The 25,445-nt window shown below is 56.3% G+C and carries 17 protein-coding genes; 10 read left to right on the forward strand and 7 right to left on the reverse strand.

Annotation, left to right across the window (positions count from 1 at the left end; all coding sequences use genetic code 11):
• Positions 1–33 precede the first annotated feature (33 nt).
• From FYC48_RS20505 to FYC48_RS20510, 3 genes are all read left to right on the forward strand, one after another.
• Positions 34–1,167, forward strand: a complete 1,134-nt coding sequence (locus FYC48_RS20505; protein WP_149498671.1) for a phenylacetate--CoA ligase family protein — start codon at positions 34–36, stop codon at positions 1,165–1,167.
• Positions 1,142–1,318, forward strand: a complete 177-nt coding sequence (locus FYC48_RS27910; RefSeq protein WP_160149666.1) for a hypothetical protein — start codon at positions 1,142–1,144, stop codon at positions 1,316–1,318. Before FYC48_RS20505 ends, FYC48_RS27910 begins: the two co-directional genes overlap by 26 nt.
• A gap of 277 nt (positions 1,319–1,595) precedes the next feature.
• Positions 1,596–3,038, forward strand: coding sequence for an aldehyde dehydrogenase family protein (locus tag FYC48_RS20510; RefSeq protein WP_149498672.1), 1,443 nt, complete (start codon positions 1,596–1,598; stop codon positions 3,036–3,038).
• Positions 3,039–3,103: 65 nt separating this feature from the next.
• Here FYC48_RS20510 and FYC48_RS20515 read toward each other — a convergent pair whose 3' ends face one another.
• Positions 3,104–4,039: an ABC transporter ATP-binding protein gene (locus FYC48_RS20515; RefSeq protein WP_160149667.1), complete on the reverse strand. Its 936-nt coding sequence runs from the start codon at positions 4,037–4,039 to the stop codon at positions 3,104–3,106.
• 167 nt (positions 4,040–4,206) lie between these two features.
• Here FYC48_RS20515 and msrB point away from each other — a divergent pair, with 167 nt between their 5' ends.
• The 4 genes from msrB (at position 4,207) to FYC48_RS20535 (ending at position 12,142) form a co-directional block, all read left to right on the forward strand.
• On the forward strand, positions 4,207–4,893 hold the full coding sequence (gene msrB / locus FYC48_RS20520; RefSeq protein ID WP_149498706.1) for a peptide-methionine (R)-S-oxide reductase MsrB: 687 nt from the start codon (positions 4,207–4,209) through the stop codon (positions 4,891–4,893).
• A gap of 121 nt (positions 4,894–5,014) precedes the next feature.
• Positions 5,015–5,830, forward strand: a complete 816-nt coding sequence (locus FYC48_RS20525) for a hypothetical protein (protein ID WP_149498674.1) — start codon at positions 5,015–5,017, stop codon at positions 5,828–5,830.
• A 181-nt stretch (positions 5,831–6,011) separates the two neighbouring features.
• Complete coding sequence (locus FYC48_RS20530) at positions 6,012–6,578, forward strand: DUF6580 family putative transport protein (protein WP_149498675.1); 567 nt, start codon at positions 6,012–6,014, stop codon at positions 6,576–6,578.
• A gap of 575 nt (positions 6,579–7,153) precedes the next feature.
• Positions 7,154–12,142, forward strand: a complete 4,989-nt coding sequence (locus FYC48_RS20535; protein WP_149498676.1) for an Ig-like domain-containing protein — start codon at positions 7,154–7,156, stop codon at positions 12,140–12,142.
• Between the two features lie 186 nt (positions 12,143–12,328).
• Here the strand turns inward: FYC48_RS20535 and FYC48_RS20540 are convergent, their stop codons facing one another.
• From FYC48_RS20540 to ftsH, 6 genes are all read right to left on the reverse strand, one after another.
• Positions 12,329–13,105, reverse strand: coding sequence for a hypothetical protein (locus tag FYC48_RS20540; protein ID WP_149498677.1), 777 nt, complete (start codon positions 13,103–13,105; stop codon positions 12,329–12,331).
• Between the two features lie 283 nt (positions 13,106–13,388).
• Positions 13,389–14,699: a M48 family metallopeptidase gene (locus FYC48_RS20545; protein ID WP_235034343.1), complete on the reverse strand. Its 1,311-nt coding sequence runs from the start codon at positions 14,697–14,699 to the stop codon at positions 13,389–13,391.
• 200 nt (positions 14,700–14,899) lie between these two features.
• Positions 14,900–15,625, reverse strand: coding sequence for a TIGR00266 family protein (locus tag FYC48_RS20550; protein WP_149498678.1), 726 nt, complete (start codon positions 15,623–15,625; stop codon positions 14,900–14,902).
• 268 nt (positions 15,626–15,893) lie between these two features.
• On the reverse strand, positions 15,894–16,127 hold the full coding sequence (locus FYC48_RS20555) for a hypothetical protein (RefSeq protein ID WP_149498679.1): 234 nt from the start codon (positions 16,125–16,127) through the stop codon (positions 15,894–15,896).
• Positions 16,128–16,395: 268 nt separating this feature from the next.
• Positions 16,396–17,391, reverse strand: coding sequence for an SMP-30/gluconolactonase/LRE family protein (locus tag FYC48_RS20560; protein ID WP_149498680.1), 996 nt, complete (start codon positions 17,389–17,391; stop codon positions 16,396–16,398).
• Between the two features lie 27 nt (positions 17,392–17,418).
• Positions 17,419–19,554, reverse strand: a complete 2,136-nt coding sequence (gene ftsH, locus FYC48_RS20565) for an ATP-dependent zinc metalloprotease FtsH (protein ID WP_200836658.1) — start codon at positions 19,552–19,554, stop codon at positions 17,419–17,421.
• Positions 19,555–19,902: 348 nt separating this feature from the next.
• Here ftsH and dxr point away from each other — a divergent pair, with 348 nt between their 5' ends.
• The 3 genes from dxr to FYC48_RS20580 all read left to right on the forward strand — a co-directional run bounded on the left by dxr (position 19,903) and on the right by FYC48_RS20580 (position 25,335).
• A complete protein-coding gene (gene dxr, locus FYC48_RS20570) occupies positions 19,903–21,234 on the forward strand; it encodes a 1-deoxy-D-xylulose-5-phosphate reductoisomerase (RefSeq protein WP_149498681.1) in 1,332 nt (443 codons plus the stop codon).
• A 436-nt stretch (positions 21,235–21,670) separates the two neighbouring features.
• Complete coding sequence (locus FYC48_RS20575) at positions 21,671–23,815, forward strand: site-2 protease family protein (RefSeq protein ID WP_149498682.1); 2,145 nt, start codon at positions 21,671–21,673, stop codon at positions 23,813–23,815.
• A gap of 197 nt (positions 23,816–24,012) precedes the next feature.
• Entirely contained in the window at positions 24,013–25,335 is a 1,323-nt protein-coding gene (locus FYC48_RS20580; protein ID WP_149498683.1) for an adenosylmethionine--8-amino-7-oxononanoate transaminase, read from the forward strand.
• The last annotated feature ends 110 nt before the right edge of the window (positions 25,336–25,445 follow it).

Here is a 25,445-nt window from a genome sequence, read left to right on the forward strand (position 1 = left end):
CCGTCCCACCCCCTCCTTACCCGCCGGAAAAGCATGAGTTCAGCTGAATCAGCGATCTCTGATGAAGTCGCAAAAAGTGCCGCCGAAGCTCTAGATCGCTTGAATGAGCACACGTTGAAAACCGTCCATTGGCACTTCAGCGAAGAGACGGGAAGCCCGTTTTGGTTGGGGAAGAAGGCGGAATTGGATTTCGATCCGCTCAAGGATGTCAAATCTTTTGCTGACTTGAAAAAGTTCCCCCACTTCGAAGACGAATGGTTGCGTGGTGGGCCGATCGACCGTTGGGTGCCCAAAGGACACGCCGGTAAGCCAACCTATGTTTTCGAAACCGGAGGAACGACCGGGATCCCGAAAAGCCGTATGGTGATCGAAGATCACTGGAAAGACTATGAGTTGTTCAGCGACACGTTGCCTGACGAGCATTTTCCTCGCGGTTCGAATTGGCTCATGCTTGGACCGAGCGGTCCGCGGCGTTTGCGATTGGCGGTCGAACACTTGGCGCAGCATCGTGGCGGAATCTGCTTTTGCATCGACTTGGATCCTCGCTGGGTCGTCAAGTTGATCAAGAAAGGCTGGATGGAACATCTTGAAGAGTACAAAAAACACTGCATCGACCAAGCGGTCACGGTGTTGACCGCCGGCCATGACATTAAGTGCATGTTCGCGACACCAAAGTTGCTCGAATCACTGGGTGAAGCGTTGGAAGACCGCGGTACCAGCTTGCAAGAAGTCGGCATCAAGGGAATTTTCTCTGGGGGTACCGAGTTCACACCACAGTGGACGCGGTTCTGCGTCGAAGAGCTTCTCGGTGGTACCGTCGAAGAAGGCGGCGTTTACATGACGCCGACCTACGGCAATACCTTGATGGGTTTGGCCTGCAGCAAACCAATCTCGGCCGCCGACGGATACAAAATCAGCTACTACGCGCCCCAACCGCGAGCGGTTACGGAAGTGGTCCAATTCGAAGACTACAATCAGGTCGTCGGTTACGGCGAGACTGGTCGCGTCAAACTGTACACGTTGACCGATGAATTCTTCGTACCGGGCTTCATGGAACGCGACGAAGGCGAACGCGAAGCTCCGTTTGACAAGTTCCCATGGGACGGTGTGAGCGGCGTTCGCCCCTTCCACGAACTTGCCAGTGCGACCACCGTTGGCGTTTATTAACGGTCGCTGGGAACCGGACCTAAAGAACGGACATAACAGCGGCCTGCCGGCTATCAGCCGCCAGGCGTTAGCCCCGGTTTCCAAGCACGGCTATCAGCCGCCGGGCGTTAGCCCCGGTCAAAGTGGCCAAACCGTGGCTGACGTCATTTGACTAGCCCTAGGTTTAAGATGAAACACGGTCTCACGTCGCAAGGCTTGCTCTCGCCCGCATTGGCGATGCAGGCCTGACGCCTCGCGTTCGGCTCAGGCATTGTTGGCTCCGGCCCGACGCAAGCGCGTTCGTTTCACCGTTTTCGGTTAAATTCCATAGCGGAACGCAACGAACGATTGCGTTTTATCGAGCGATCAGAAATAGCGGCCTGCCTTTCGCATGCCTTCATCTGATCGCGAATTGAATTCAAGCACTTCACCTCACTTTCTTTGTCGACATGATCACACTGCAACCACTTCGCTGGGGCAAACCGTACGAATCAATTGAAATCAAGGACGTCGTTCACTTTGACACCGGCGAACCGATCGCCAAATTCGGTTCGGTCGGCGGTGGGATCGTCGCTCGCGATATGAAGAAGGCGGAGAAGGCCCGGCAAGCGTTGCTCAAGTACACACCGGCCGAATTGCTGGAGATGTGCAAGAAGGCGGCCGAGCTATTTGAAACCGCTGATCTGCAGGTCGGCGATTCGAAGCAGTCTGTCGATCAGTTTGTCCACCAACAATCGGCCAGCACGGGATTGCCTGAGCACATGTGCCGGTCGAACATGAAGAAAAACAGCTTCGTGTTGGCCAACATGACCGAGATCCTTGATTGTCTGACGCGGGGATTGGACCTTAATATCTTCAGCCGTGGCTTTGGTGAAGAAGGTCGCGGCGTGATCGTCAGCTATCAAGCACAGACACCAATCTTGGGTGCCGTCTTACCGAACAACTCACCCGGTGTGCATACGCTTTGGCTGCCCGCGATTCCGTTGCAAATCGGGCTGGCGCTCAAGCCCGGCTCGCAGGAACCTTGGACGCCCTACCGAATGGTTTCGGCATTTATCGAAGCCGGCGTGCCTGCCGAAGCGTTCGGACTGTACCCCGGCGGCCACGATGCGGGTGGGGCGATCATGACCAAGACGTCTCGCAGCATGATTTTTGGAAGCGCCCAAACGGTTGCTCAGCATGCCGGCAACCCACGCGTTCAAGCACACGGCCCGGGATGGTCCAAGATCTTGCTTTGCGATGACGTTGTCGACGACTGGGAGCTCTACCTCGACATGATGGTCGAGAGTGTGCTGAGCAACTCGGGACGATCTTGCATCAACTGCAGCGGGATTTGGGCGAGCCGGCACACTCGCGAAATCGCCCAGGCGATCGCCGAACGCATCGGGCCAGTCGATGTGCTGCCGCCGACCGATGAAAACGCGCAGTTGGCCGCGTTCACCGTGCCCGCGATGGCGACGGGGACATATGCGATGGTCGAACAAGACCTGGCCGAAGCCGGGGTGACCGACATGACGGCTGATTACGGCGATAAGCTGATCGAACGCGAGCACTGTGCCTACTTGCGTCCAATGGTGCTACACGCCGACTCGCCTGATCGCGGTGTCGCGGCCAAAGAATACATGTTCCCATTCGTTAGCGTCGTCGAGTGCCCGCAGGCGGAGATGCTGCGACGCATCGGGCCAACGCTGGTTGGAACCGTGCTCACTCGCGACGAGAGCTTCATCCAGCAGGCAGGAAGTTGCGTCGATATCGATCGATTGAACATCGGTCCGATCGCGACCAACCGCTTGAACTGGTTACAGCCGCACGAAGGCAACATCATCGATTTCTTGTTCCGCTCGCGTGCATATCAAACGGCAGAACTAGCCGTACCAGCGGCGGCGACCTGAGCCCTGCGGATAGATTCCCTGCGGATAGATTCCCTGCCGACGTACTTACTGATCAGCCATCGCAATCACCTCGCTGGTGGTTGATCAACGAACCAACGCAGTTTGTCCGAGGCGACTCGATGACCGAGCTGCGGATCGATCCAATATTCCACATCATTGTCGCCGGAACAATCATCAAGGTAGTAACCCAACGTTGCTTCGGTTCCATTCGCGGCAAGTGGCCCCGGCAAAGCGCGGCCCGAGTTGTCGACCCACTGACCCGATCGTCGGATTATCCGAGTGGTCACGAAAGGCGAGGTCCCCATCGCCGCCGCGACTGAGACGGACACCGGATTCTGAAAAACCGATTTCGAGTCGCCCACTTGCGCGACGCGACCGTCTTCGATCACGGCGATTCGATCACCAAGCCGTCGCGCCTCGGCGCCATCGTGGGTCACGTGCAGCGTCGCGCCGGGATAATTCTGGTGCAACTGCTTGAGATCCCGTTCAATCTGAAATCGCATTGCCGCATCGATCGCCGATAGGGGCTCGTCGAGCAAACGGACGCTGGCGCCCGATACGGCAGCCTTGGCAAGGGCGGCGCGTTTCTTTTCGCCGCCACTCAGCTGTTCGGGTAGACGATCGAGAAGGTTGCCGATCCCGACCGCGGCGGCGGCTTCGGCAATTCTCGTTTCTCGAGATGACGCGTTCAGCCCGCGCTTAATCCCCAGTGCGATGGATTTACCAATCGGTAGGTGTGGATACAAACCATCGCCCTGGGGAACGAGGCTCACATCGCGTTCCCTTGGCTTGACTGAGACAACGTCTCGCCCGCCGATGGAGATCGATCCAGATTCCGGCCGAATTAGCCCCGCGATCAAGCGTAGCACCGAGGTTTTGCCGCAGCCGCTAGCACCGAGCAGTACCAGGTATTCACCCTCCCGAATATCAAGGCAAAACTTGCGAAGGATTGGGGTTTTGGAGTAGCCGAAAATGATTTCGTTCAACTGGACGAGCGACATACAATCAAATGATTTCCGATGGCGAAAGAAAGTGAGACGCAGACGGAGACTGACACGCGGGCAATGAGCGGCGCCGCGATTGCGGATTCGCCTGTCCATCGGTCATTGATCCAGTAGCAACCCGGGTGCCCAATCGACTATTCGAATAAACCCCCTGAGGAAAGATGATGCCAATCGTATCGAAGTTCCGTAAGCGACGTATTCGCCTGGCCGCTTTTTTATCAGTTTGCGGTGCGGCGATAGTGATCGGCCAAGCGGGTGACATTCGCCGCGTTTTCGGCCAGGAGGGCAAGACGGCGAATTCCGAAACGGCGAGAGATCCCGCGGACCAGAACCGATCGGCATCGCAGGACAAAACAAGAGCGCCGGAGAACTCTCGCGCGTCGGCGGATCCTGTCGCAGATCAGGATCCCGACGAAACGAAGATCAAGGAACCGGAGTTTCGCCGCAAGTCAAAATCTCAGCTCAAGCGGGCCCTCACTTCCATTGAGTTCAAGGTGACCCAAAATGCCGATACCGAGCCTGCGTTCCGCAATCGTTACTGGAACAACAAGAAAGACGGCCTGTATCGCTGTGTGGTCTGCGGGTTATCGCTCTTTTCTTCAGAAACGAAGTACAAATCTGGAACGGGGTGGCCGAGCTTTTGGGCGCCGATCGAAGAAGACCATGTTGGCTACAAAACCGACTATTTTCTGTTTTATCCGCGGACCGAAGTCCACTGCAAACGATGCAGTGCCCATCTGGGACATGTCTTTGACGACGGGCCGACCGATACGACGGGAAAGCGATTTTGCATGAACAGCGCTGCGATGAAGTTCTACGAGTCTGGCAAAGAGAACGACTTTGACGAATGATTGGATCGTTCGCGATGTGACTGTTTTCGCAGACGAGGCAGTCTTGTTGTTGCGGTCGCTCCGCTTCTGCCGATTCGGTGAATGCGAAAGCTCACCGCTAAAATCAAGGATGAATTGAATCATGCGACGGACCATCAAAGGAATCTTTGCCTTCGGGATACTCTGCGGATTTGCCAGCGCGGCGACCGCAGAAGAGTCCCAGCGGACCCTAAGCCTAGACTCGCCCCGTTGGGCGATGGTGCCGCAGCAAGTCGAAGACGTGAGCGGACAAGCCGGCGACGCGACCGACTCGGTGCCTTCGCTCGAAGGCCGCCAAGACGAGACACTGCGTGACGCCTTGGAGATGCTTTCCGAAGACGACGTCAACGTGCCGACATCGCCGCGAGATCTGGATTTGGATCAGCAATCGGCGTCCGACGTCGGTACGGGCGAGAACGAGTCGCTGTTTTCGGGACGCAAAGCACAATTTCGTGAGCGTCGGTTCGTGTTGCCCCCGATCGCGGCGTTGACCACCGACACCAGTGAAATCGGAAATGGCGAAACCCCCGAAGGCTACCGTCAAGGCGAAGATCCGCTGTCAGTTTCCCTGCCCGAAAGTGGCGTCGATCGGGCGGCGAATTGGTACTGGAGTCAGCGTTACTGGGCCGCGGCGAACACGTTTTCGCACCCGTTGTATTTTGAAGATCGAATGCTGGAACGACACGGACAATCGCGATTTCCGCACCTGCAGCCCTTCGTGTCGGCGGCACGGTTCGCTTCACAGACCGCTTTATTGCCTTACTTGAGTGCGATTTCGCCGCCGGACGAGTGCCAATACAGCTTGGGATACTACCGGGCAGGCTCCTGCGTTCCCGCATTTTTGCAACGTCCGCCCTATCAACGAAAAGCGTTGGTCGCCGAAGGGGCGTTTGTCGGTGCGATCATCGGCCTACCCTAAAAGGGCTTCCGATTCGACAACGCGTCGGGTAGAAAATAAAGCCAGTGCTTTGTGTTGAAAAAAACGCCGTGTCTATCGATCGACCGATGGGCATTCGCGTCGGTCGACGCCATCCCGCCGAATCGAAACGCTGGGTTTGACAAAGCACTCGTCTGATTCAATACCCCATGGATGATCGAACATGATCTACCTGCTGACGCTGATTGCCGTCGCTTCGCGATTTTTGCCGCACCCTCCGAACTTTGCCTGCATCGGAGCACTGGGACTGTTCGCCGGCTGTTACGTCGCCGGTCGGCGTGCCTATTTGGTTCCCTTGTTAGCGTTAGCCGCCAGCGACATCCTCGGCCAGATGTTCGCCGTTTCCGGGTTAGGATTCTATCGCCCCGAGCAAATGCTTTTCGTCTATCTCGGTATGGCCGCGTCTGTTGCGATCGGTCGCCTGGGACGCCGCTCTAATTCTGCGGAGCAGCCATCGGTTTCTTGGCAGCGATTTCCACTGACCGTACTAGCCGCGTCGACGGTATTTTTTGTTGTGAGCAATGTCGGCGTCTGGTTGGGTCCCTGGTACGCTACCAACCTATCGGGCCTGCTGAGCTGCTTCACCGCCGCAATTCCATTTTACGGATACACCATCGCCGGGGATTTCTTCTTCGCCGGGGCGATGTTCGGAGCGATGGAACTGGCCCGCTCCGGTGCGGCTGCAATGCCGAAGCCTGCGATCGGCACGACCGGCACAATCGTCCGCTAATTTCCGGGCGAAACAACGCAAGCCGACTGCGGGAAATGCAGTCGGCTTTTTTTGTGCCCCGATCGAACTGACTTCGTGTGAGGGGGGCGAAGGCGGTTCTATCCGGTCTCAAAAGCGTTCTAAAGAGAAAAACGGCAAACTTCGCGAGCTGGGGGATGACGGACATTTAATCCCGAAATGACGCGTTTTCCCGAATTAAGCGGGGAACTTCGAGTCACAAGGGGGCGTCAGACCGGGGTGATTCGTTGACACACTATTCGCCCGAACTAGAATCGCTGCCAACGCTTATCCAACCGCCCCACGCTTCGCATTTTACCCATCCTTCTGATTGGGCGAGCACTACGTATTTTGCAATGCTCGGCAACCAAATGTCCGATGTCATACACACGTGCGTCAGCTTTAGGCTGCAGCAACCGGTGCGAAATCGCGACGCTGCGGCTGATAAGAGAATGGATTTAGTTAGCTCGGCGAGTTCAGTGGAATTACACTGCGGCTCGCAAATATTCCCAACCTGTCCCGCGACTTTGCCCGCTTTTCTATTCACCCGAAGCCGGGTTCAAAAGTAGAGACCTTCGATGATCCGACGAACACTTTCTGATTCTACACGCCGTGAAACGGCCAAGGGCAACCGAAAGCGAACTGCGCATACCGGGCAAAAGCGACGGTTGTTGATGGAGAATCTGGAGGGCCGGCGTTTACTGGCCAGCGACACCGCGTTCACTCCCGTTCCGGTGGATCCCGCTCTCTTTGCCGCCCAAACGCCTCGCAACGTCGGGACGGTCACGGCAGTCCAAATTGGCGAGAACGAAGCCGCCGGTGCACGTGGTGTTAACGACACGATCAATACGGCGACACATCTGCCGCTGGGAACGCTTCCCAGCCAGCAAGACACGATCGACGTCACCGGATCGATTGGAATCCAGCTCAACGCACAGAATCAGATCCTCAGCGACCTCGATTACTACGCGATGGACTTGCGTGCGGGCGACATTCTCGACATCTCCTTGAACGGAGTCGCGGGTAACATCAGCGTGCTGTACGGGCCGGGCACTCAAGCTCCCGGTCGTTTTTGGTTTGGGACAGATTCGAACCAGGCGATCCTAGATCCGGCGACGGGTCAATCGATTTACGCGAAAGGTTCGCCACTACAAACACGTGGTAGTGCGGTCGCGGCTCAAGTGGTACCTGAGACGGGACGTTACTACATCGGGCTCGCTCCTTCGCTTGGAGTGAGCAACTACACGATGGGTTTGCGTGTTTACCGTCCGGTGATCGAGCAAGCTCCTCGCGGTGCTCAACAGATCCTTTATCTTGACTTTGATGGCGGAATCTATCCAACGAGTGAGATCAGTGGTTCGACGCTACCGCTTGGCGTGGTTCGCTTTGATCGCCTGGAAGACAACCTAGGCGTCTTGGGGTTCACCAACCCAACCGCCGTTGATGCGCAGGTGCTGCAAGAGAACATTCTTGACGAAGTCCGCGATCACTTCGATACGATTGCCGTCAACGGTTCCAATGGTGACTACGACGAGACGGGGATCGGTGGTCAATACGGGATCACAATCGTCAGCTCCTTGGAGTGTCCTGAGTTCGGTGACCGAAGCGCTTGTGCGGTCGGAAACACGGATTTAAACAACAACCCGTTGGTCACACGCGTCTTGATCGGTGGCCTGGTTTCCTCGACCGGGATTGACGGTGCCTACGGAATCGCCGAATCGGTCGACATCGGAAACTTCCGCCCCGGCGAAATCACGATCGTGCAGCTTGACGATATCTCGGCAACGACCACCGCGATCGCCCGGTCGCCTGCGGTCAGTGAAATGGATGTGATTTCCAAGTTCCTAGCCGGTGTGGTTTCTCACGAAGCGGGACATACCTTCGGTGAGCGGCACACGACCAATACGAATAACACTGACAATATCATGGATGCGGGTGGCAACCTGCAGGGATTGATTGACAGTTTGATCGCCCCAGGGCCAGACGGCATCCTTGGAACCGCCGACGACTTGTCTCCCGTCTTTGCACCTGAAGACCAATTCACCCCGGCCGAAGGATTCTTCGGCACCACGCGAACGGCAACGTCGTTGTCGTTTGAGCTTTCCACCGGTACCGCTACCTCGTCGATCACCGGTCGCGTTTTCAACGACCTTAACCGCGACGGCGCCTTCGCCGGCGACGCGGGATTACCCGGCGTCTTTGTCTACGCCGACTTGGACGGTGACCGAGTGCGTGATCCGATCGAGCCATTTGATGTCTCGGCTCCCGATGGGGCTTATCGGTTGGATGTCGCGCCCGGCTTGAGCTACACGGTCGTTGCCGAAACACCAGCCCAATACGTCGCCAGCAATTCGACGGTCCGCTCGAATGTGTCCGCCGGGGTGACCAATCTCAACTTCGGTTTCACGAAAGTTATCGCCGATGTCACCGGAACCAAGTTCGCTGACTTGAACGGAAACGGTTTGTTCGACACGAACGAATCGGGTATGGGAGGGGTTTACATCTACTTGGACTTGGATGGGGACGACCGTCCTGACCTCGGTGAACCATCGGCGATCACCGCTGCCGACGGTAGCTACTCGATCAACTTCCCCGGCCCAGGCACGTACACGATTCGGGAAGTCGTTGAACCAGGATTCGAGCAAACCTTCCCAGTCAGCGGCGAACACATCGTTACTTACAACGGTGTCGGCTTGACCGACAATTACAACTTCGGAAATCTTCCCTCGCGGGACTATGGTGACGCACCGGACAGCTACGGCACGTCGATCGCCGCCGGTGGTCCGAGCCACGGGACATCGCTTGCGGTCGGTTTGGGAGCCGAAGTGGATCGTGAAATCGATGGCTTCCCATCGGCAAACGCCCTCGGCGACGATAACAACAACATTGACGACGAGGACGGAATCCAACTTCTGTCTCCGCTCGGTCCCGGCGGCACCGCGACCGTCCAAGTCACCGCCCGAAACACGACCGGCCAGCCGGCCTACCTGCAAGGTTGGGTCGATTTCAACGCCAACGGTACATTCGACGCAAGCGAACGAGTCTTTAACAACGTGGTCGTCGCCGATGGCGTCTCGAACTTGGAAATCAACGTTCCTGGAAACGCCGTCGTCGGTTCCACCTACGCTCGCTTCCGCTACAGCCCGACGGCTGGTTTGGGCGTCGGTGGTGATGCCGATCTAGGCGAAGTGGAAGATTACCAATTCGACATCCTGCAACAGGCGGACATTGCCAACGATGATGAGTTCACTGTCTCGCGGAACTCGCTTTCGAATCAGTTGGATGTCCTAGCGAACGACTTCCAGTCCAACCTGACTCAGCTGACGATCGTCAACCTCAATGTCGTCGGTACCTCCGGTGTCGCGAGCGTCGCCGGTGATGGCAAGTCAATCTTCTACACCCCACGCAACGGCTTCACCGGACTCGACACGTTCCAGTACACCGTTCAAGACCAATTGGGCAATCAGTACACGGCCGATGTCTCTGTCACGGTCAGTTTCCAATCGAATGTACCGATCGCTGTCGACGACATCTTTGATATTCCACAAGGGTCGAGCAATCGGCCGCTGAATGTCTTGGCGAACGATGTCCCGAGTATCGCCGGGGGAATTCGAATCATCAGCGTCACAGCGGGTGATCAGGGCGGAAACGTTGCCCTCGAAGGAGGCGGTCAAACGATTCGCTACACCCCGGTCGCCGGATTTACCGGAACGGAGCAATTCAGCTACAGCATTCAGGACTCCAACGGTCAAGTAAGCACTGCCCAGGTCACTGTAAATTCGCAGCCCGGCGCACGTAACGATGACTTGGTCGACTTCACGATCGGCATCTTTGATGTGGTCAACAACCAGCCAATCTCCAGTGTTCAGGTTGGCCAAGAGTTCTACGTCCGAGTCTTCGTCGAAGAACTGAATAACCCGAACTTCAGCCCCGAGGGCGTCGCATCGGCATTCCTCGACCTGCTCTACTCCGACGGCTTAGTTTCGACTCAGGACACCATCGGCGGTGATGCATTTGGATTCGACATCACCTTCGGACCGAACTTCCAGGGAAGCGGATTCCAACTCGGTGACGCGACGACTCCTGGTTTGATTGACGATGTCGGAGCCGTTCAACCGATCGGTGGTGGCGACCTGATTCGGCACAGTGATCCGGCAGAACTGTTCACCATCACGATGACTGCAGTTTCACCGGGTGTTGCTGTCTTCAAAGCTGACCCCGCCGATGCTGTCCAAGCAGAAACGATTCTGGTCGGCGAAGACGATGCCCTGACCGTTGCCCAGCAACGACTCGGAACCGCCGAACTGACAATTTTCCCAACCACAGATAATTTCGCCAGTGCGATCGATGACGCATTCAGTGCGGGCACGGACAGCAACGGCATCTTGATCAATTCTGCGAACGGACCTAACACTCTCGATGTCCTAGACAACGACCTGTTCGGCCCCACCGGCACCTTGCTGGAATTCGGAATCGGGATCGACCCTACTCTGGGCAACGTGACCATTGACGACAATGGCACACCAAGCGATCTGACCGACGACACGATCAATTACTTCGCCAACACCAATGCCAGTGGATTCGACAGCTTTACCTACTACATCGTATCCGGTGACGGGGTCCGCAGCGTCGGTGAAGTCACGATGGCAATCGGACAAGCGGATGATGATGACTTGGTAGACATCTCTTTCGCTTTGGTCGACCAATTCAATAATCCGATTACATCAGTCGCTTCGGGTGAAACGTTCGGTGTTCAAGTCTTTGTCGAAGACTTGCGAACGGTCGTCGAAGGCAACACCTTTGTCTTTGCCGGCTACCTCGACATGCTGTACGACGCAGGGGTGTTGGCGCCGGGTTCGGTCCCTGCCGGCGGACGCTACGACTTTGATGTCGATTTCGATAACGACTTTGATTCCAACGCCGGCGTCGGTACCGCCGCCCGTGCCGGTATCATCGATGAGTTTGGATCACTTTTGCGTGATACAGTCGTCGATTCCGGAGCAATCAACGAACCGAACTTGATGGCCACCGTCTACTTCACCGCTGGGCCGGTCGCTTCGACCACGGTCACCCAAGTGGTCGGTAGCCCGGCTGATTCGTCGCCTTTCCAAGACACGCTGCTGTTTGATCGCGACCAACCGGTTCCGGTATCACAAATTCGCTACGACGTGTTGAACGTAACGGTTACGCCGGTCAGTACGCTGCAAAACCAAGCGATGCCTGAAGACGTCAACAATGACGGATTGGTTACGCCATCAGACGCCCTGACGGTGATCAACGCACTCGGTCGCGTGGGCGAAGGCGAGCAATCGGCCCCAACGGCGTTCACCGACGTCAACGGTGACTTCTTGACCTCGCCAATGGACGCCCTGATGGTGATCAACCACTTGGCTCGCTTGGCCGCCTCGTCGCCTGCGGAAGGGGAATCGATCGGATCAAGCGATGATGCATCATCCAGCAACGACGCCGCGATTGGCGGATTGATCGGTTCGACCTCGATCGACTCCGATGATGAGGAAGACGATTTGCTGGCCCTGTTGGCCGCCGATCAAAACACGCTCGCCTAAAGCGTGCCTGAAATTGAGTCCATGGGACCGCCGTTTCGAATTCAATTTCGAAACGGCGGTTTTTTATTAGGTCGCGTCGGAAAACCGCCGCCTGCCAATCGAGAGCCGAATCGCGTTTGCCAAGGTTTCGGCGTCATACCGGTGGTAACGCCAGCCCGCTGAAGACTCACCCTCGTATTTACCTGCTCAGTACGGCGGTTCGAAACGATCATTCAGCTTCACCGCTCCCGCCAATTTGGCTAGGGCATCGAAGGTCTCATGGTCTTTCTCGATCGGGGCATCATCGGCCATTTGAATGAAGTAGTCATCACTTATCCCCATCGTCGACTTCAGTTCCGATGCGACATCCGGATCGAGATCCAGAAATGTATCCGCCATCTCGAAGTCGCGATCATCAATCAGACGTCCGGCCAGCAGGTCGATCAAAGAATAGTAGTGATTCAGATCGTCCTCTTCATCTTCGGGATGTTCAAGTATCGATTGAATCTCATCATCTTCAACGCCTTCTTGACGAGCATCTTCGGCGTATGCTTCTTCGATCAACAATTTCCAGCGGGCCATTTCGTCGAGGGCGAACGCAGCCTCCTCGGCTTCTTCGTCGCCGGGATCGATCCAGACTCGTTCGCTTCGCGATCGCATGTCCATGTTCAGCACATCCCGCTCGATCTCCAGTTGCTGAAATACGTGATGATAGACACTGAAGCATGCCGCCTTTTCAAGAGCACCCCATTCGTGGATGTCACCTTCACCCAGCAAAGCCAACTTCGAGACCTTCAGCAGTAGCATCAATTTCTCGCGCCAACCTAGGCCGTCGAACAACCGGACACCAAACGTCCAAACCAAGTCTTCCTCGGGGCGCTGAAAACAATCACGAAAAGAGTCCAGCATCAAGGCCAGCGATTTGCAATACAATTCTGCGTGGCGACCTGTCAGTTTTTGAGGTTGATAGGGATCATAGATCATCCAGCGATCTCCAGGTCGGGCGAAACGGCGAGCGGTGCCTTCAATTCTTTAGTGCGATCGCTTGTCGGTCAACTTCCGGACGCTGGAATCAACGAAAACACCGTCTTCGAACAGTCGTTTGACGTGAGCCACGGTTTCCACCGCGGAATACGATTGGAACGAAGCACTAACGCTGACGCTGCTTTTTTCGAAACTTGGCAACCCAAGCCCGGCGCCGACTCGTTCGTTGGATGTTTGCCGGAAATACCGGACGAGTAAGCTCGTCGAAGGCCCGCGACCGACCCTACAGTTCCAACGAAGACGAGTGGTCACGATTCTTCCAGAGATAGAGAATTCGCTGCTCGATCGGTGGGTGGATGCCATCGCTGTAGGCGGCCGACCGTGGCACACGGAACAGCGACTTTCCAGGGTTTTGCTCGATCATCATCACGAGTTCTTCCGCCTGCCGCGTTGATAAGCGTATCTCGCTCGGGTCATCTAAAACGCTTTCCCATTCCACCCGTTCAATCTGGTTGATCTCTCTCGCTTGCCGTTCGAGCGTCTCACGCAGTGCTTCCTCGTCATCTAAGTCGTCCGATTCCCAGACGTATCGAAAGAAACCTCTGATCGATAACCGGCTATTCTGCTGACGTTTCGCTTGGATCTCTCGCCCCACCGATTCGTAGAGGTCTGACTCATCCTCATAGCCAAACGGAACCGCAGATTCGATCGACGACGCGATCTCCTTCGGAGACAGGTCAGGTTGATCGAGATTGCGTCCGAGAACTTCGAGATAAACGAGCGTCCGAATTTCAGCATCGAGACCAATTTTCAAAAGCCCCGAGATCGAATACTCGACTCCGTTGACTTGCGCCCCAAAGTCGTCGCAAAGAAACTCGGTGGTCATCCCATACTTGTATCGGCGATGATTCATGATCATCCAAAACACCGAACAAATCGCTGAGAGAACGATGAATCCAAGTAGTCCGTCGAGCCGGATAACCTGGACCGCAAAAAGTCCGACGAAAGCCCCAAGGACCACTGTCAAAAACATCAGCCGGTCATCGACCAACCGAAACCGATAATAGTGCCCCAGTTCATGACCCATGACTGACTGAACTTCTTCGTCACGCAATTTGTGTAGGATCTGACGGTGCAGATAGATGCCGTTCAAACCGGTCAGAAACGAAGTCAACCGAACCGCACTTGCGTTCAGCGAGCGATCGTTGCTGACATAAACGGGTGGACCAACGGCGGGAAGATCGAGACGCTTGAGTGTTTCCTGATACAGAAACTTGAGTTTATGTTTGTCGAGATCACCGAAGCGAGTTGATTCCTTGATGTCTTCGATACGCTTCTTCTTTTGCCCCCAGAGCTGAGCCAACTCCATCGCCAAGGGTCCAATAATTACCAAGCAGGCGGTGACCGAAGCGATCGGCGAAAGCACGACGGCGTTCCAGTTGATTAGATATATCAGAACGAGTATTCCGACGAGGCGAATTGAAATCCAGATCCAGGCATTTTGATTGGCCCGACGCAGGATCATTAGCAATTCGTTTCGATCGGGAATCTGATGCATCATGTCTTCCGGCGGTAAGTGAGGCGATAGCGGCATCACGCCCGCACTTGATAATGTGAGTCGGCGCAAACGCTGAACGGCTCGTCCTTCGTCAACGTTTTAACATAGGATTAGCCACATGGCGTTGGCCACGGTTTCGGTGCAATAACCGGGACTAACGCCCGTCGGCTGATCGTCCGAATCCGAACGTTTGATCTCGACGGATCACCAGGCCTGATTTAGATAGCGACAAAACTTCAAAAGGCCGCGTCGACCAACATCGAAAGAAACCCACCGGTCGGCTTGCTACGGGTTTGATAAAACACGTGCCCCGGGCCGGTGTATCGATTGACCAACCCTTCCCCCGACATCAACGAGTCACTGATTTTGTCAGTCGCCTTGACCAGTTTGTATTCGATCGAATCCGAAAATGCGATCATAAAGCGATTGTCAACGAACAACGTTTCTTCCGCTTCTAAGTAGCGATGAACGACTGCCCCAAAGCTCTGGCAAAACACCTGACCGGTCCCGGTGGCGTGCATCAAGAACAGCCCCTTCTTACTCATCAATCCTTTCAGACCGCCGTATTTAATCTTCAACACCGTTGGCCCAATGTTGGCCAAATAAGATCCCCGCGTCATGTAGTAACCGGAATCTTCGCTAAGATCTAAGGTAACGATGTCACCATAGCTTTCTGGGGCGAGCACGACGGTTTGATCGTCCTCCTTGGCCCGGAACTCGGCGGTAAAGAAGTTCTCGCCACCGAGCAAATTTTTGACGCCGCCAAACCATGAATGGCGCCGCGGCTGGTTCGCATTGCTCGCGTCGGCATCCGCCTGATCCTGACGCCCCGCCCGCGCGACAATTCGAATTCCAGCCGTCATCGTCAGCATGCTATTGGGCTGTGCGACGACGAACTCATCCTTCTCTAGCGATAGCTGTAGCGTCGAAAACGTGGGCGCGTGGTTGACTTGAAATTCCATGCGTGGAATCCGTTCCCCGGATGGGAGAGATCTGAAAACGCAAACCGAGTGCTTTGCTTCAGCTCGATTATAGGATTAGCCGAATGGCGTTGGCCACGGTTCCAAACCACAACCGTTCCAAAACCTGTCGACGGGTCAGCGCTGCCGAAAGCCTCGGCGGCTTCCGCTACAGGTAGATTCGGTAGGGGATTAGCCGAATGGCGTTAGCCACGGTTTCTAAACCATAACCGCGCCGAAAGCCTCGGCGGTTTCCGAACGGAGCGCCGAACTAGAAATCGTTGTCAGCGGTTCCCGAGGCGTATTTATTCTGCATCAGGTAACCAACGAATGCGATCACGCCGAGAATCCCCAGGAAAATGAACAATGCCACCATCCGCGAGACGCCCAGGACTTCCGAGATCCCCGTGATGCAAATGTCATAGATCACAATCCGGATAAACCAGCTAACGATACTGCCAAGGCCGCCGCGACGGGCAAGAAGAGAAGGTTGAAAACGTAGCATCGGAAAGTAGTCCTCGCGAAAGTTGAAAACGGTACAGCGTCCGCGGTCGGCACATCACAACCGAGACGCGAAGGTTTCCATCGGGAACGCTGGTTTGAAAGCTGGTCGTCAATGCCGAACGAACACTCCGGCGACCACTCTCTAGCAGAGAAGGGGTGATCAATCGTCGCCAGACTTCCCGGCGCAACTGGACTTAGGTATAGCTCGTAGACAACGCGTCTGTCAAGTTTTTGAGGATCGCTTCGCACGACCGGTTGGGTTCTTCACTTTACTTTAGCGAGACCCTGCACAGAAACTTATCGGCGGTCATGTAAAGGAACTTTTGATCGCTATCGAAACTACAGTTGCTGACGCGACCTTCGGTTAGAATTCGCCCGAGCAGTTTTCCGGCGGGAGAGATCACATAGATTCCCCCCGGGCCACTGGCGAACAGCGTGCCGTCTTTCGCGACCGTCATCCCGTCGGGTAGCCCGGGAAATTCTTTCATCGCAGACTTGGCGTCATGCAAAACCTTGCCGGGACCGAGTTTGCCGTCGGAGATCGGGAAGGCTTTCCAAATCGGGTTTTGTGGATCGCTTTGGGCGATGTACAGCGTCGACTCATCGGGAGAGAGTCCGATTCCGTTCGGGCGAGTCATCTCTTGGGTGAGCAGTTGCAGTTGTCCGTCGCGGTCAAGCCTATAAACGCCGCAGAAATCGAGTTCACGTCGCGGGTCATCGGCGCGTTCTGGTAAACCGTAGGGCGGGTCGGTGAAATAAAGGTTCCCGGCTTGATCGAAGACTAGGTCGTTAGGGCTGTTCAATCGTTTGCCTTGATAGGCATCGACCAACGTTTGCTTACCGCCGCCTCGCGTAAGAACACTGACCCGGCGATCGCCGTGCTCACACATCGTGAGCCGTCCCTGGGAATCAAGGGTCAGGCCGTTGCTTCCCGGTTCCAGACCGTAATAACTGACGCCGGTGTAGCCGCTCGGCGACATGAATTCTTCAATGCCTTTGGCGGCTGACCAGCGAAAGATGGTGTTGCGTGGGATATCGGAAAACAGCAAGTGCCCTCCGGAATCATCGCTCACCCAAACGGGTCCTTCGGTCCAGGTAAACCCGCCGGCCAAGACTTCGATTTTAGTCCCGGCATCGACGTACTGCTCCATTTCCGGAGCCAAGATTTCGATTCGCCCGATGGTCGACGGGGTTTGGGCATTCGCCGAAAGAATCGATCCAACACAGGTGGCCGCGAGGCCCAGAAAACAGAGCAATTTACGCATGGAAGTCAGTCACGGGGAAAGGAGGCGTCAATTCGCGTCCTTTAGTGTATCCAAATCGTTTTCGGGTTTGCGGATTTGGGCACGCGGTTTTTCCGTGATCGTGCCGGGAACCAGCCAAGGCCCCGCCGACGTCTCTTCGATAACCCGCATCAACTCGGTATTGTCGATCGCTTCGACCTCCAATAGACGCTGCGTGATCGCTTCCAAGACTTCGCGTCGCTGGGCCAAGATATCACGTGTCTGCCCGAGAGCTTCTTCGACAATCCGGGCGACTTCCTTGTCGATCATCTTGGCGGTGTCTTCGCCATAGCTGGTCGAGTGGCCGTTGCCGCCACCGCCAGCCAGGAAAGCCGAACCGGTGCTGCGTCGATAGTTAATCCGACCGAGACGGCTCATCCCGTAATCCATCACCATGCTGCGCGCGATTTCGGTGCATCGCTCAAGGTCATTTTGGGCACCGGTACTGATGTCTTGCATCACCATTTCCTCGGCGAGCGTTCCGGCGAGCAAGACTTTCATTCGGCTTTCCAATTCCAACTTCGTCATCAAGTAACGTTCCGATTCGGGACGCTGCATGGTGTAACCCAAGGCTGCGAAGCCACGCGGAATGATGCTGACCTTGTGAACCGGGTCGGTGTTTGGCAGCGCAGCAGCGACGAGTGCGTGAGCGGCCTCGTGGTAGGCGACGCGAATCTTTTCGTCCTCGTTCATCACTCGGTTTTTCTTTTCCAACCCCGCAGTGACCCGGTCGACGGCTTCATCAAATTCGGTCGTACTAACCGCATTTTTGTTTGCGCGTGCCGCGAGCAAGGCGGCTTCGTTGACAAGGTTCGCCAAGTCGGCGCCGACGAACCCGCTGGTGATCGACGCGATGTGTCGCAAGTCGACTTCGTCGGCAAGTTTGACACTCTTCACGTGAACTTTCAGGATCGCCTCACGGCCCGCGACGTCCGGACGGTCGACTAAGACTTGACGGTCAAAGCGGCCGGGACGCAGTAGCGCGGGATCCAAGGTTTCCGGTCGGTTCGTCGCCGCGATCACAATCACGCCGTTGTTGGAATCAAAGCCATCCATTTCGACCAACAGGGCATTGAGCGTTTGTTCGCGTTCGTCATGCCCTCCCACGACGCTGCCGGATCGGCTTTTGCCGAGCGCGTCGAGTTCGTCGATAAAGATGATGCATGGCGCACGACTCGTCGCTTGTTGAAACATGTCCCGAACGCGGGCGGCACCGACGCCGACAAACATTTCAACGAAGTCGCTCCCAGATAGACTGAAAAACGGCACCCCGGCTTCACCGGCGATCGCTTTGGCGAGCAAGGTCTTACCGGTTCCGGGAGGTCCGACCAGCAAGACGCCCTTAGGAATCCGCCCACCGAGCGCTTGATATTTCTCGCTGTTTTTCAGGAAGTCGACGACTTCGCGGACCTCTTCGACCGCTTCGTCGATCCCCGCGGCGTCTTCGAATGTGATCGAAAGGTCTTCTTGTCCGTGCAACTTTCCGCGACTTCGCGAGAACGACATCGGTGAACCGACCCCGCCGATCCGCCGCAACATGATCGCACCAATCGCGATAATCGCGGCCAACATCAAGAGGTTGAACCAGTTGTCGGCAAGAAAAGTATTGGGGCGGGCATTGTCCCAGTTGACACCGGATTGGCTGACCAACTGATCCATCCGCGCGTCTTGAGTTTCGTTGCGATCGCGAATCGTCCAAAACGATTTTTGCAAAGGAACGTTTTCGCTGTCGTCGACTTCACCTGGGGCGCTCAGCGGTCGCCACATCACGGTCCCGGTGATTTTGTTTTCCCCGAGAAGTACCAACTGCAGATCCGAGAACTCCCATTTCTCGCTGGGATCGCTGGGCGAATCGACGACGACCTTGGGGACGCCCGCGTTCTCACCTTGATTTCCGCCGGTGTTTGCTTCGGCGTGTGCTTCGAGTAAACGCTCCAGAACCGGATAGGGCATCTGGATTTCGTTGTTGTTGAACATCGTCGCGCTCAACATCACGGCGACGACAACCGCAATAATCACTAGCCAAACGCCGCTGCCACGAGTTTCCCGCGAAGGACCGTCGCCGCGTGAATCCTTGCCTGTGGAGTTCTTGCCGCGCGACTCTTTGTCCTCGGGATCGCGGCTCGAACGCTTCTTTTCACTCATGGTTTCTTAAAAACTGGTGGAATGCGACAACCGCTTTTCGGTGAGCGGTCCAAATCAACGAGGGGAATCCGATTCAACGGGAGTGATCCGAAACGATTGATGTCGGTCGGAATCAAATGAGGTCTGTTCGGCAATCTTTGCAGGAAAGGAACGAATCGCCGGACGACAATAATGGATGTGAGACAAGCCTAGTCGACTGACTGTCCGATACGTCCCATTGTTCGACGTGTCAAGGAAGTAGACAACCCACGCACGATCCGTTGTGACGAAAGGTCGGGTCGTACCAGTGGCAGCCATGGTGCATGATAGGCCTGCGTTGAAGTTTTCCTTATCTGCCCAAACACGACAATGGATCTGAGTGAGAGCGTGACGAACTACCAACCGGCCGAAACCGATTCCGAAAACCGGCCGCAGAACCGGTCCGTCACGAACGTCGCCGTGCTAGGGACGACCGGAAGCATCGGGACGGCAACCGTCGACGTCTTACAAAATTTAAATCGGCTGGACCCCCAGTCTGGTTGGCGGCTGTGGGCGGCCTCGGGGCACCGAAACGTTGACGGCCTGCTAGAAATTGTCGAGACGCTTGCCGCAAGTCCCGATCACGGTTCTTCCCCGATCGATCGCGGCGTGACTCCCGGCTGTAATGACAGTCGCCGTATCCCCGAACGATTAGTTTTTTCCGACCGGCAAGCCGTTTCCGAACCGTCCGCACTCGATCGACTCGGTCGCGCCGGACTGGACAGATCGAACGTTCGTTTCGGCCCCGACGCCCTGGTCGACGTCGCGCGGGCAGACGAGGTCGACGTGTTGGTTGCTGCGATCGTCGGCCGCGCAGGCCTGGAAAGTACCGTGGCAGCGGTCGAGGCGGGAAAACGCGTTGCCTTGGCAAACAAGGAAACCCTGGTCGTCGCCGGGGACTTGGTCCAGAAAAAGCTCGCTCAGAACGGCGGGGCTTTGTTGCCGGTCGACAGTGAACATTCAGCGATCTTTCAGTGCATCGCTAGCTCGCACGCCAAACCGAGAAAACTGATTTTGACCGCCAGTGGGGGTCCGTTTCGCTCGGCTTCAAAGTCAGCCATGGCTGCCGCGACCCCCAAGGACGCGCTCGCCCATCCGACTTGGCAAATGGGTCCCAAAATTTCGATTGATTCGGCCACGATGATGAATAAAGCCTTGGAAATCATCGAAGCCCGGTGGCTGTTTGACGTTTCATCCGATCAGATCGAAGTCGTCATCCATCCCCAATCAATCATTCACTCGATGGTCGAATTTGTCGACGGATCGGTGCTCTCGCAAATGAGTCCGCCGGACATGCGGATGCCGATCCAATATGCGTTGACTTACCCGAGAAGGCTGCCCTGTCCGGCCCCGGAGCTTGATTTTCGTCAACCGAGTGAGTTAACGCTTGAGCCGGCCGATCTCGATCGTTTTCCGGCGTTGGCGTTGGGATTCGAAGTCGCCCGCTGCGGGGGGACCGCCGGAGCCGTCGTCAACGCGGCAAACGAAGTGGCGGTCGAATTGTTTTTGGATGAAAAAATCCGCTTCGACCAAATCGTCCCGACCGCACGAAAAGTGCTTGAATGTCACACGTTTGAGCCCAGTCCGACGTTGTCGCGGCTGCTGGAATTGGATCGCTGGGCTCGCCAAGAAACGCGTCTCTGTACCGGTAACGTAGACTGATTGGTCTACGCGTTTGAGGCAGAACCTGCAAAGATACCCCTCTTGCCTGATTTCCCGGCGACCGCTCCGCTTTACGCGAATCGAAACGGTTGGCTGTCGTTGGCGCCAGCCGTTTCGCTACCCGTGGCCGCTGCCAAGATTTGCTGGAATAATACGAACACCACCGGATCGTTCGTACCGAAACGCAACGGCGTGTTGACGCCGGCGGCCAGCGGCGGGTCGATGCTCGGATCAAGTCAACACAATTTGTTGACTCGACCGAAGCGTCACTGTCGGCTAACGGTCGACGCTCCGGTGCGATCTGCTGGGGGGCTCGATCGGCTGGGGCTGCGATCGACACCGCCGGCCCCCTCATTGAGACCATTCGGCTAGCGGTTCGCCGTCGTCGGCGGCGTGAACCCTCCATTCCTTTTTCGATTCAAAACAAGACAACGCAATGCTAACCGACCTGCTTCTCGTGTTTGCCGAAGCGGAACCCTCCATGCTGGAGGCAATTTGGGCTCAAACGCTGCTCTGGACCCGCGTCGTCGTCGGGATTGGTTTGGTCATCTTCGTCCACGAACTCGGACACTTCGTCGCCGCGAAGACGTTTGGGGTGAAGTGCGAGAAGTTTTACGTCGGCTTCGACCCACCATTGAAGATCGGCCCGATCAAGTTGCCGAGTGCTTTGGCAAAGTTTCGTTACGGGGAAACTGAGTATGGCATCGGCGTGATCCCACTCGGTGGCTACGTCAAAATGCTTGGCCAAGACGACGACCCGCGAAAGCTGAAACAGGAATCTGAGCGTGCCAAACAGCTTGAAGAATCCGACGAGGACCCCGTCGATGAAGACGCGGACGAACAAGAACTCGAGCGTAGCGAGGACTTTGATCCACGCAGTTTGCCGGCCAAACCGGTTTGGCAGCGGATGATCATCATGAGCGCCGGCGTATTTATGAACGTGATCACCGGCGTGATGTTCGCCGCCGCGGCGTTTTTCTATGGCGTTCCTTATACTCCGACGATTGTCGGAAGCGTCGCACCCGGCGGCCCGGCATGGCAAGCGGATTTACAACCCGGCGGGAAGGTTGTCTCGGTTGCCGGAGTTTCCGATGACCTGATGCGGTTTCGTGATATGCAAATGGAGGTCTTGCATTCGGGTCTGGAGGATAGCGAACAATCCCTGCCGGTGACGTTGAAATATGGCGACGAAAACCGTGAGATGAACTTGCCGATGATGTCGATCCCCGGCAAGGAAAACCATCGCCTGATTGGGGTCATCATGGCACATCGGCCGATGATCAATGAAAAGGAAATTGGTGTTCCGAAATCAGTTGCGGCAGAGGTGCTGAGCGAGAAAGACAAGGGTGCGACGATCGTCTCCTTCAACGGCACCGCGATCGATCATGAGGCCGACGTGCCGAGTTTGCCGTTGTTGGATTTTATGTACTCCAACCCTGACAAACCGATCGAATTGGTGCTCAAACGCACCGATGGCTCCGAACACACCGTGACACTGCCGGCACAGTACGGCCAGTGGGTCGGGATTCGAGTCAAACCGGGGCCGATCACGGCCCTGGTCGACGGTGGCCCCGCCGAAAAGGCCGGCATGCAGGTCGGCGATCAAATCGTTGCCGTCGAAGGTCTTGAGCAACTCAATATCGGCGCGCTGCTATTGCGGTTAAGCGAAGAAACCGATGTCAATCTCACCGTGAAGCGAGGCGACAGCGAACAAACCCTGACCATCACGCCTGACGATTCACTGCAAACGAGCGACCCGCTCGACTTGGTACGCCACGTTGCCGCAATGAACGCGTACGGGTTCGCCTTTGAAGTCTCGTCGGTCATCGCGTCCTTTGACCAATCGCTCAAGGTCGACGGCGATCTGCCTCAGCCCGGCGATGTGCTCAAAGAAATCGTCTTGGTTGCCGAAAACGATTTCCCCGCGGAGTTCAAGGAAGAACCTTACAGCACGTTGGTCAATGAACTGTCCAAGCCCTGGAAGTTCAGCAATCAATCGACCTCATGGAGTTTCTTCGAATCCATCCAGGCTTTGCCCGCGGGAACCAAGTTTCGCTTGCGTTGTGCTCGCGGTGAAAGCCAGAAGATTATCGAGTCGACGATTCAAGTCGCTGCCGATACCGAACAGGTTCGCTTCAGCCGAGGACTTGCACTCCAGCCATACAAATCGATTCGGATCGCCGATTCGTTCGGCGAAGCGGTCTCACTCGGGCTTCGTGAAAGCAAGCACCGCCTAGGTGATGTGCTCCGCTTCCTCAAAATGGCCTTTACCGGTCGAGTTTCGGCGAACATGGTCGGCGGCCCGATTCGGATTTTTCAAGCCGCCGGAATTGAGGCCGAACGTGGGATCCCAATTCAATTGTTGTTCCTGACAATGCTGAGCATGAACTTGGCGATCTTGAACTTCTTGCCCATTCCGGTGCTCGACGGAGGACACATGTTGTTCCTGTTGTACGAAGCGGTGCGAGGACGCCGGGTCGACGAAGAGATCGAGTTCAAATTGACGCTCGCCGGCGGCTTGATGCTGCTAACACTGATGGTGTTCGTATTCTTCAATGACATCGTGAATATCAGCATGTAGCATGCTCGGCCAATGTAAGCGGTAGCGGAAGCCGCCGAGGCTTTCGGCCGCATAACGCTCTGTATTAAGGATCAGCCGAATGGCGTTAGCCACGGTTCTGTTGAAGCCCCCGCGTCATCGGTTGTCGGCCGATCCGCCGAGCGAACAGCCACCAGGGCTTTCGTCCTTTCCACCGACCTGCGTTATCATCGGAAGCGATGTCAGACTATCCCGCATGGCAAATTGAAGGCTACGATCATCTGTGGATGCCTTATTGCCAAATGAAAACCGCGCCGCTGCCGCTTGCGGTACGATCGACCAGTGGCGTTCGACTGCACCTTGCCGACGGCCGCACGGTGATCGACAGTCTGGCATCCTGGTGGTCGGCCTGTCACGGGTACAACCACCCTGCCGTTGTGGATGCGATCGAGCAGCAGCTGTCGCTGATGCCACACGTCATGTTCGGCGGGATTAACCACGAACCGGCACTCCGGCTGGCCCGGCGTTTGGCGGCGATCCTGCCGGGGGATTTAAACCGCGTCTTTTTTGCCGACAGCGGATCTGTGGCGCTCGAAGTTGCGATGAAGATGGCGATCGGATTTTGGCGGAACCATGGCCAGCCCGGTCGCACCCGATTCTTGGCATTTCATCATGCCTATCACGGTGATACGACCGGCGCGATGTCATTGTGCGATCCCAACCGCAGCATGCACGCCAGCTTTGGCGATGGCCTGCTTAAACAACTGCACCTCGATTTACCGCGTGACGACGTCGCCCTCGCACAGCTAGATCAAACACTTGGTCACCACCGCGACGAACTTGCCGCCGTCGTGATTGAGCCACTTGTCCAAGGCGCCGGGGGGATGCGATTCCATTCCCCCAAGGTGCTGCGGGCGATCGCCGAGGCCTGTCGCCGGAACGATGTATTACTGATCGCCGATGAGTTAGCAACCGGTTTCGGCCGCACCGGGACAATGTTCGCCGTGCAAGGAACCGAAAACCAGAACCTCGATAAAAACAGTCCTGTGACATCAGGTTCCGCGGTTATTCCCGACATCATCTGTGTCGGCAAGGCGTTGACGGCAGGGATGTTGCCGATGGCGGCGACAATCGCCAGCGACCGAGTGTTCGACGCATTTTTCAGCGATGACCCTAGTGACGCTCTAATGCATGGCCCGACCTTTATGGCCAACCCGCTCGCCTGTGCGGCGGCCAATGCGTCGCTGGATCTTTTTGAAAACGAACCGCGGCTCGCGCAGGTCCGCGAGATCGAACGCCAACTCAGCGATCAACTGGGTGTGTGCCGCCAGATCGATCGGGTGGTCGACGTTCGAGTCAAAGGCGCGATCGGGGTGCTGCAAGTCGATCGCCTGGATCACGTCGATCGATTGCGACAAGCCTTTCTCGACCGCGGGATTTGGCTGCGTCCGTTCGGGGATTGCATCTACACCACGCCGTCGCTGGTCATCAGTCCCGACGACCTTAGCCAGATCACCACGGCGATGGTGGAAGTGACGCGACAATGGGCATCCTGGAATTGAATGTCCGCCGACCAATGTGACCGCTCGGTTTTTGTCGGTCCGGCAGACTTTTCGCCGTTGAAATTGTTGTGGCGGGGGGCTTTTCGGCAATAATGGCCGGCCTACGATGA

This window comes from Roseiconus lacunae (assembly GCF_008312935.1).
GTDB classification, from domain to species: domain Bacteria; phylum Planctomycetota; class Planctomycetia; order Pirellulales; family Pirellulaceae; genus Stieleria; species Stieleria lacunae.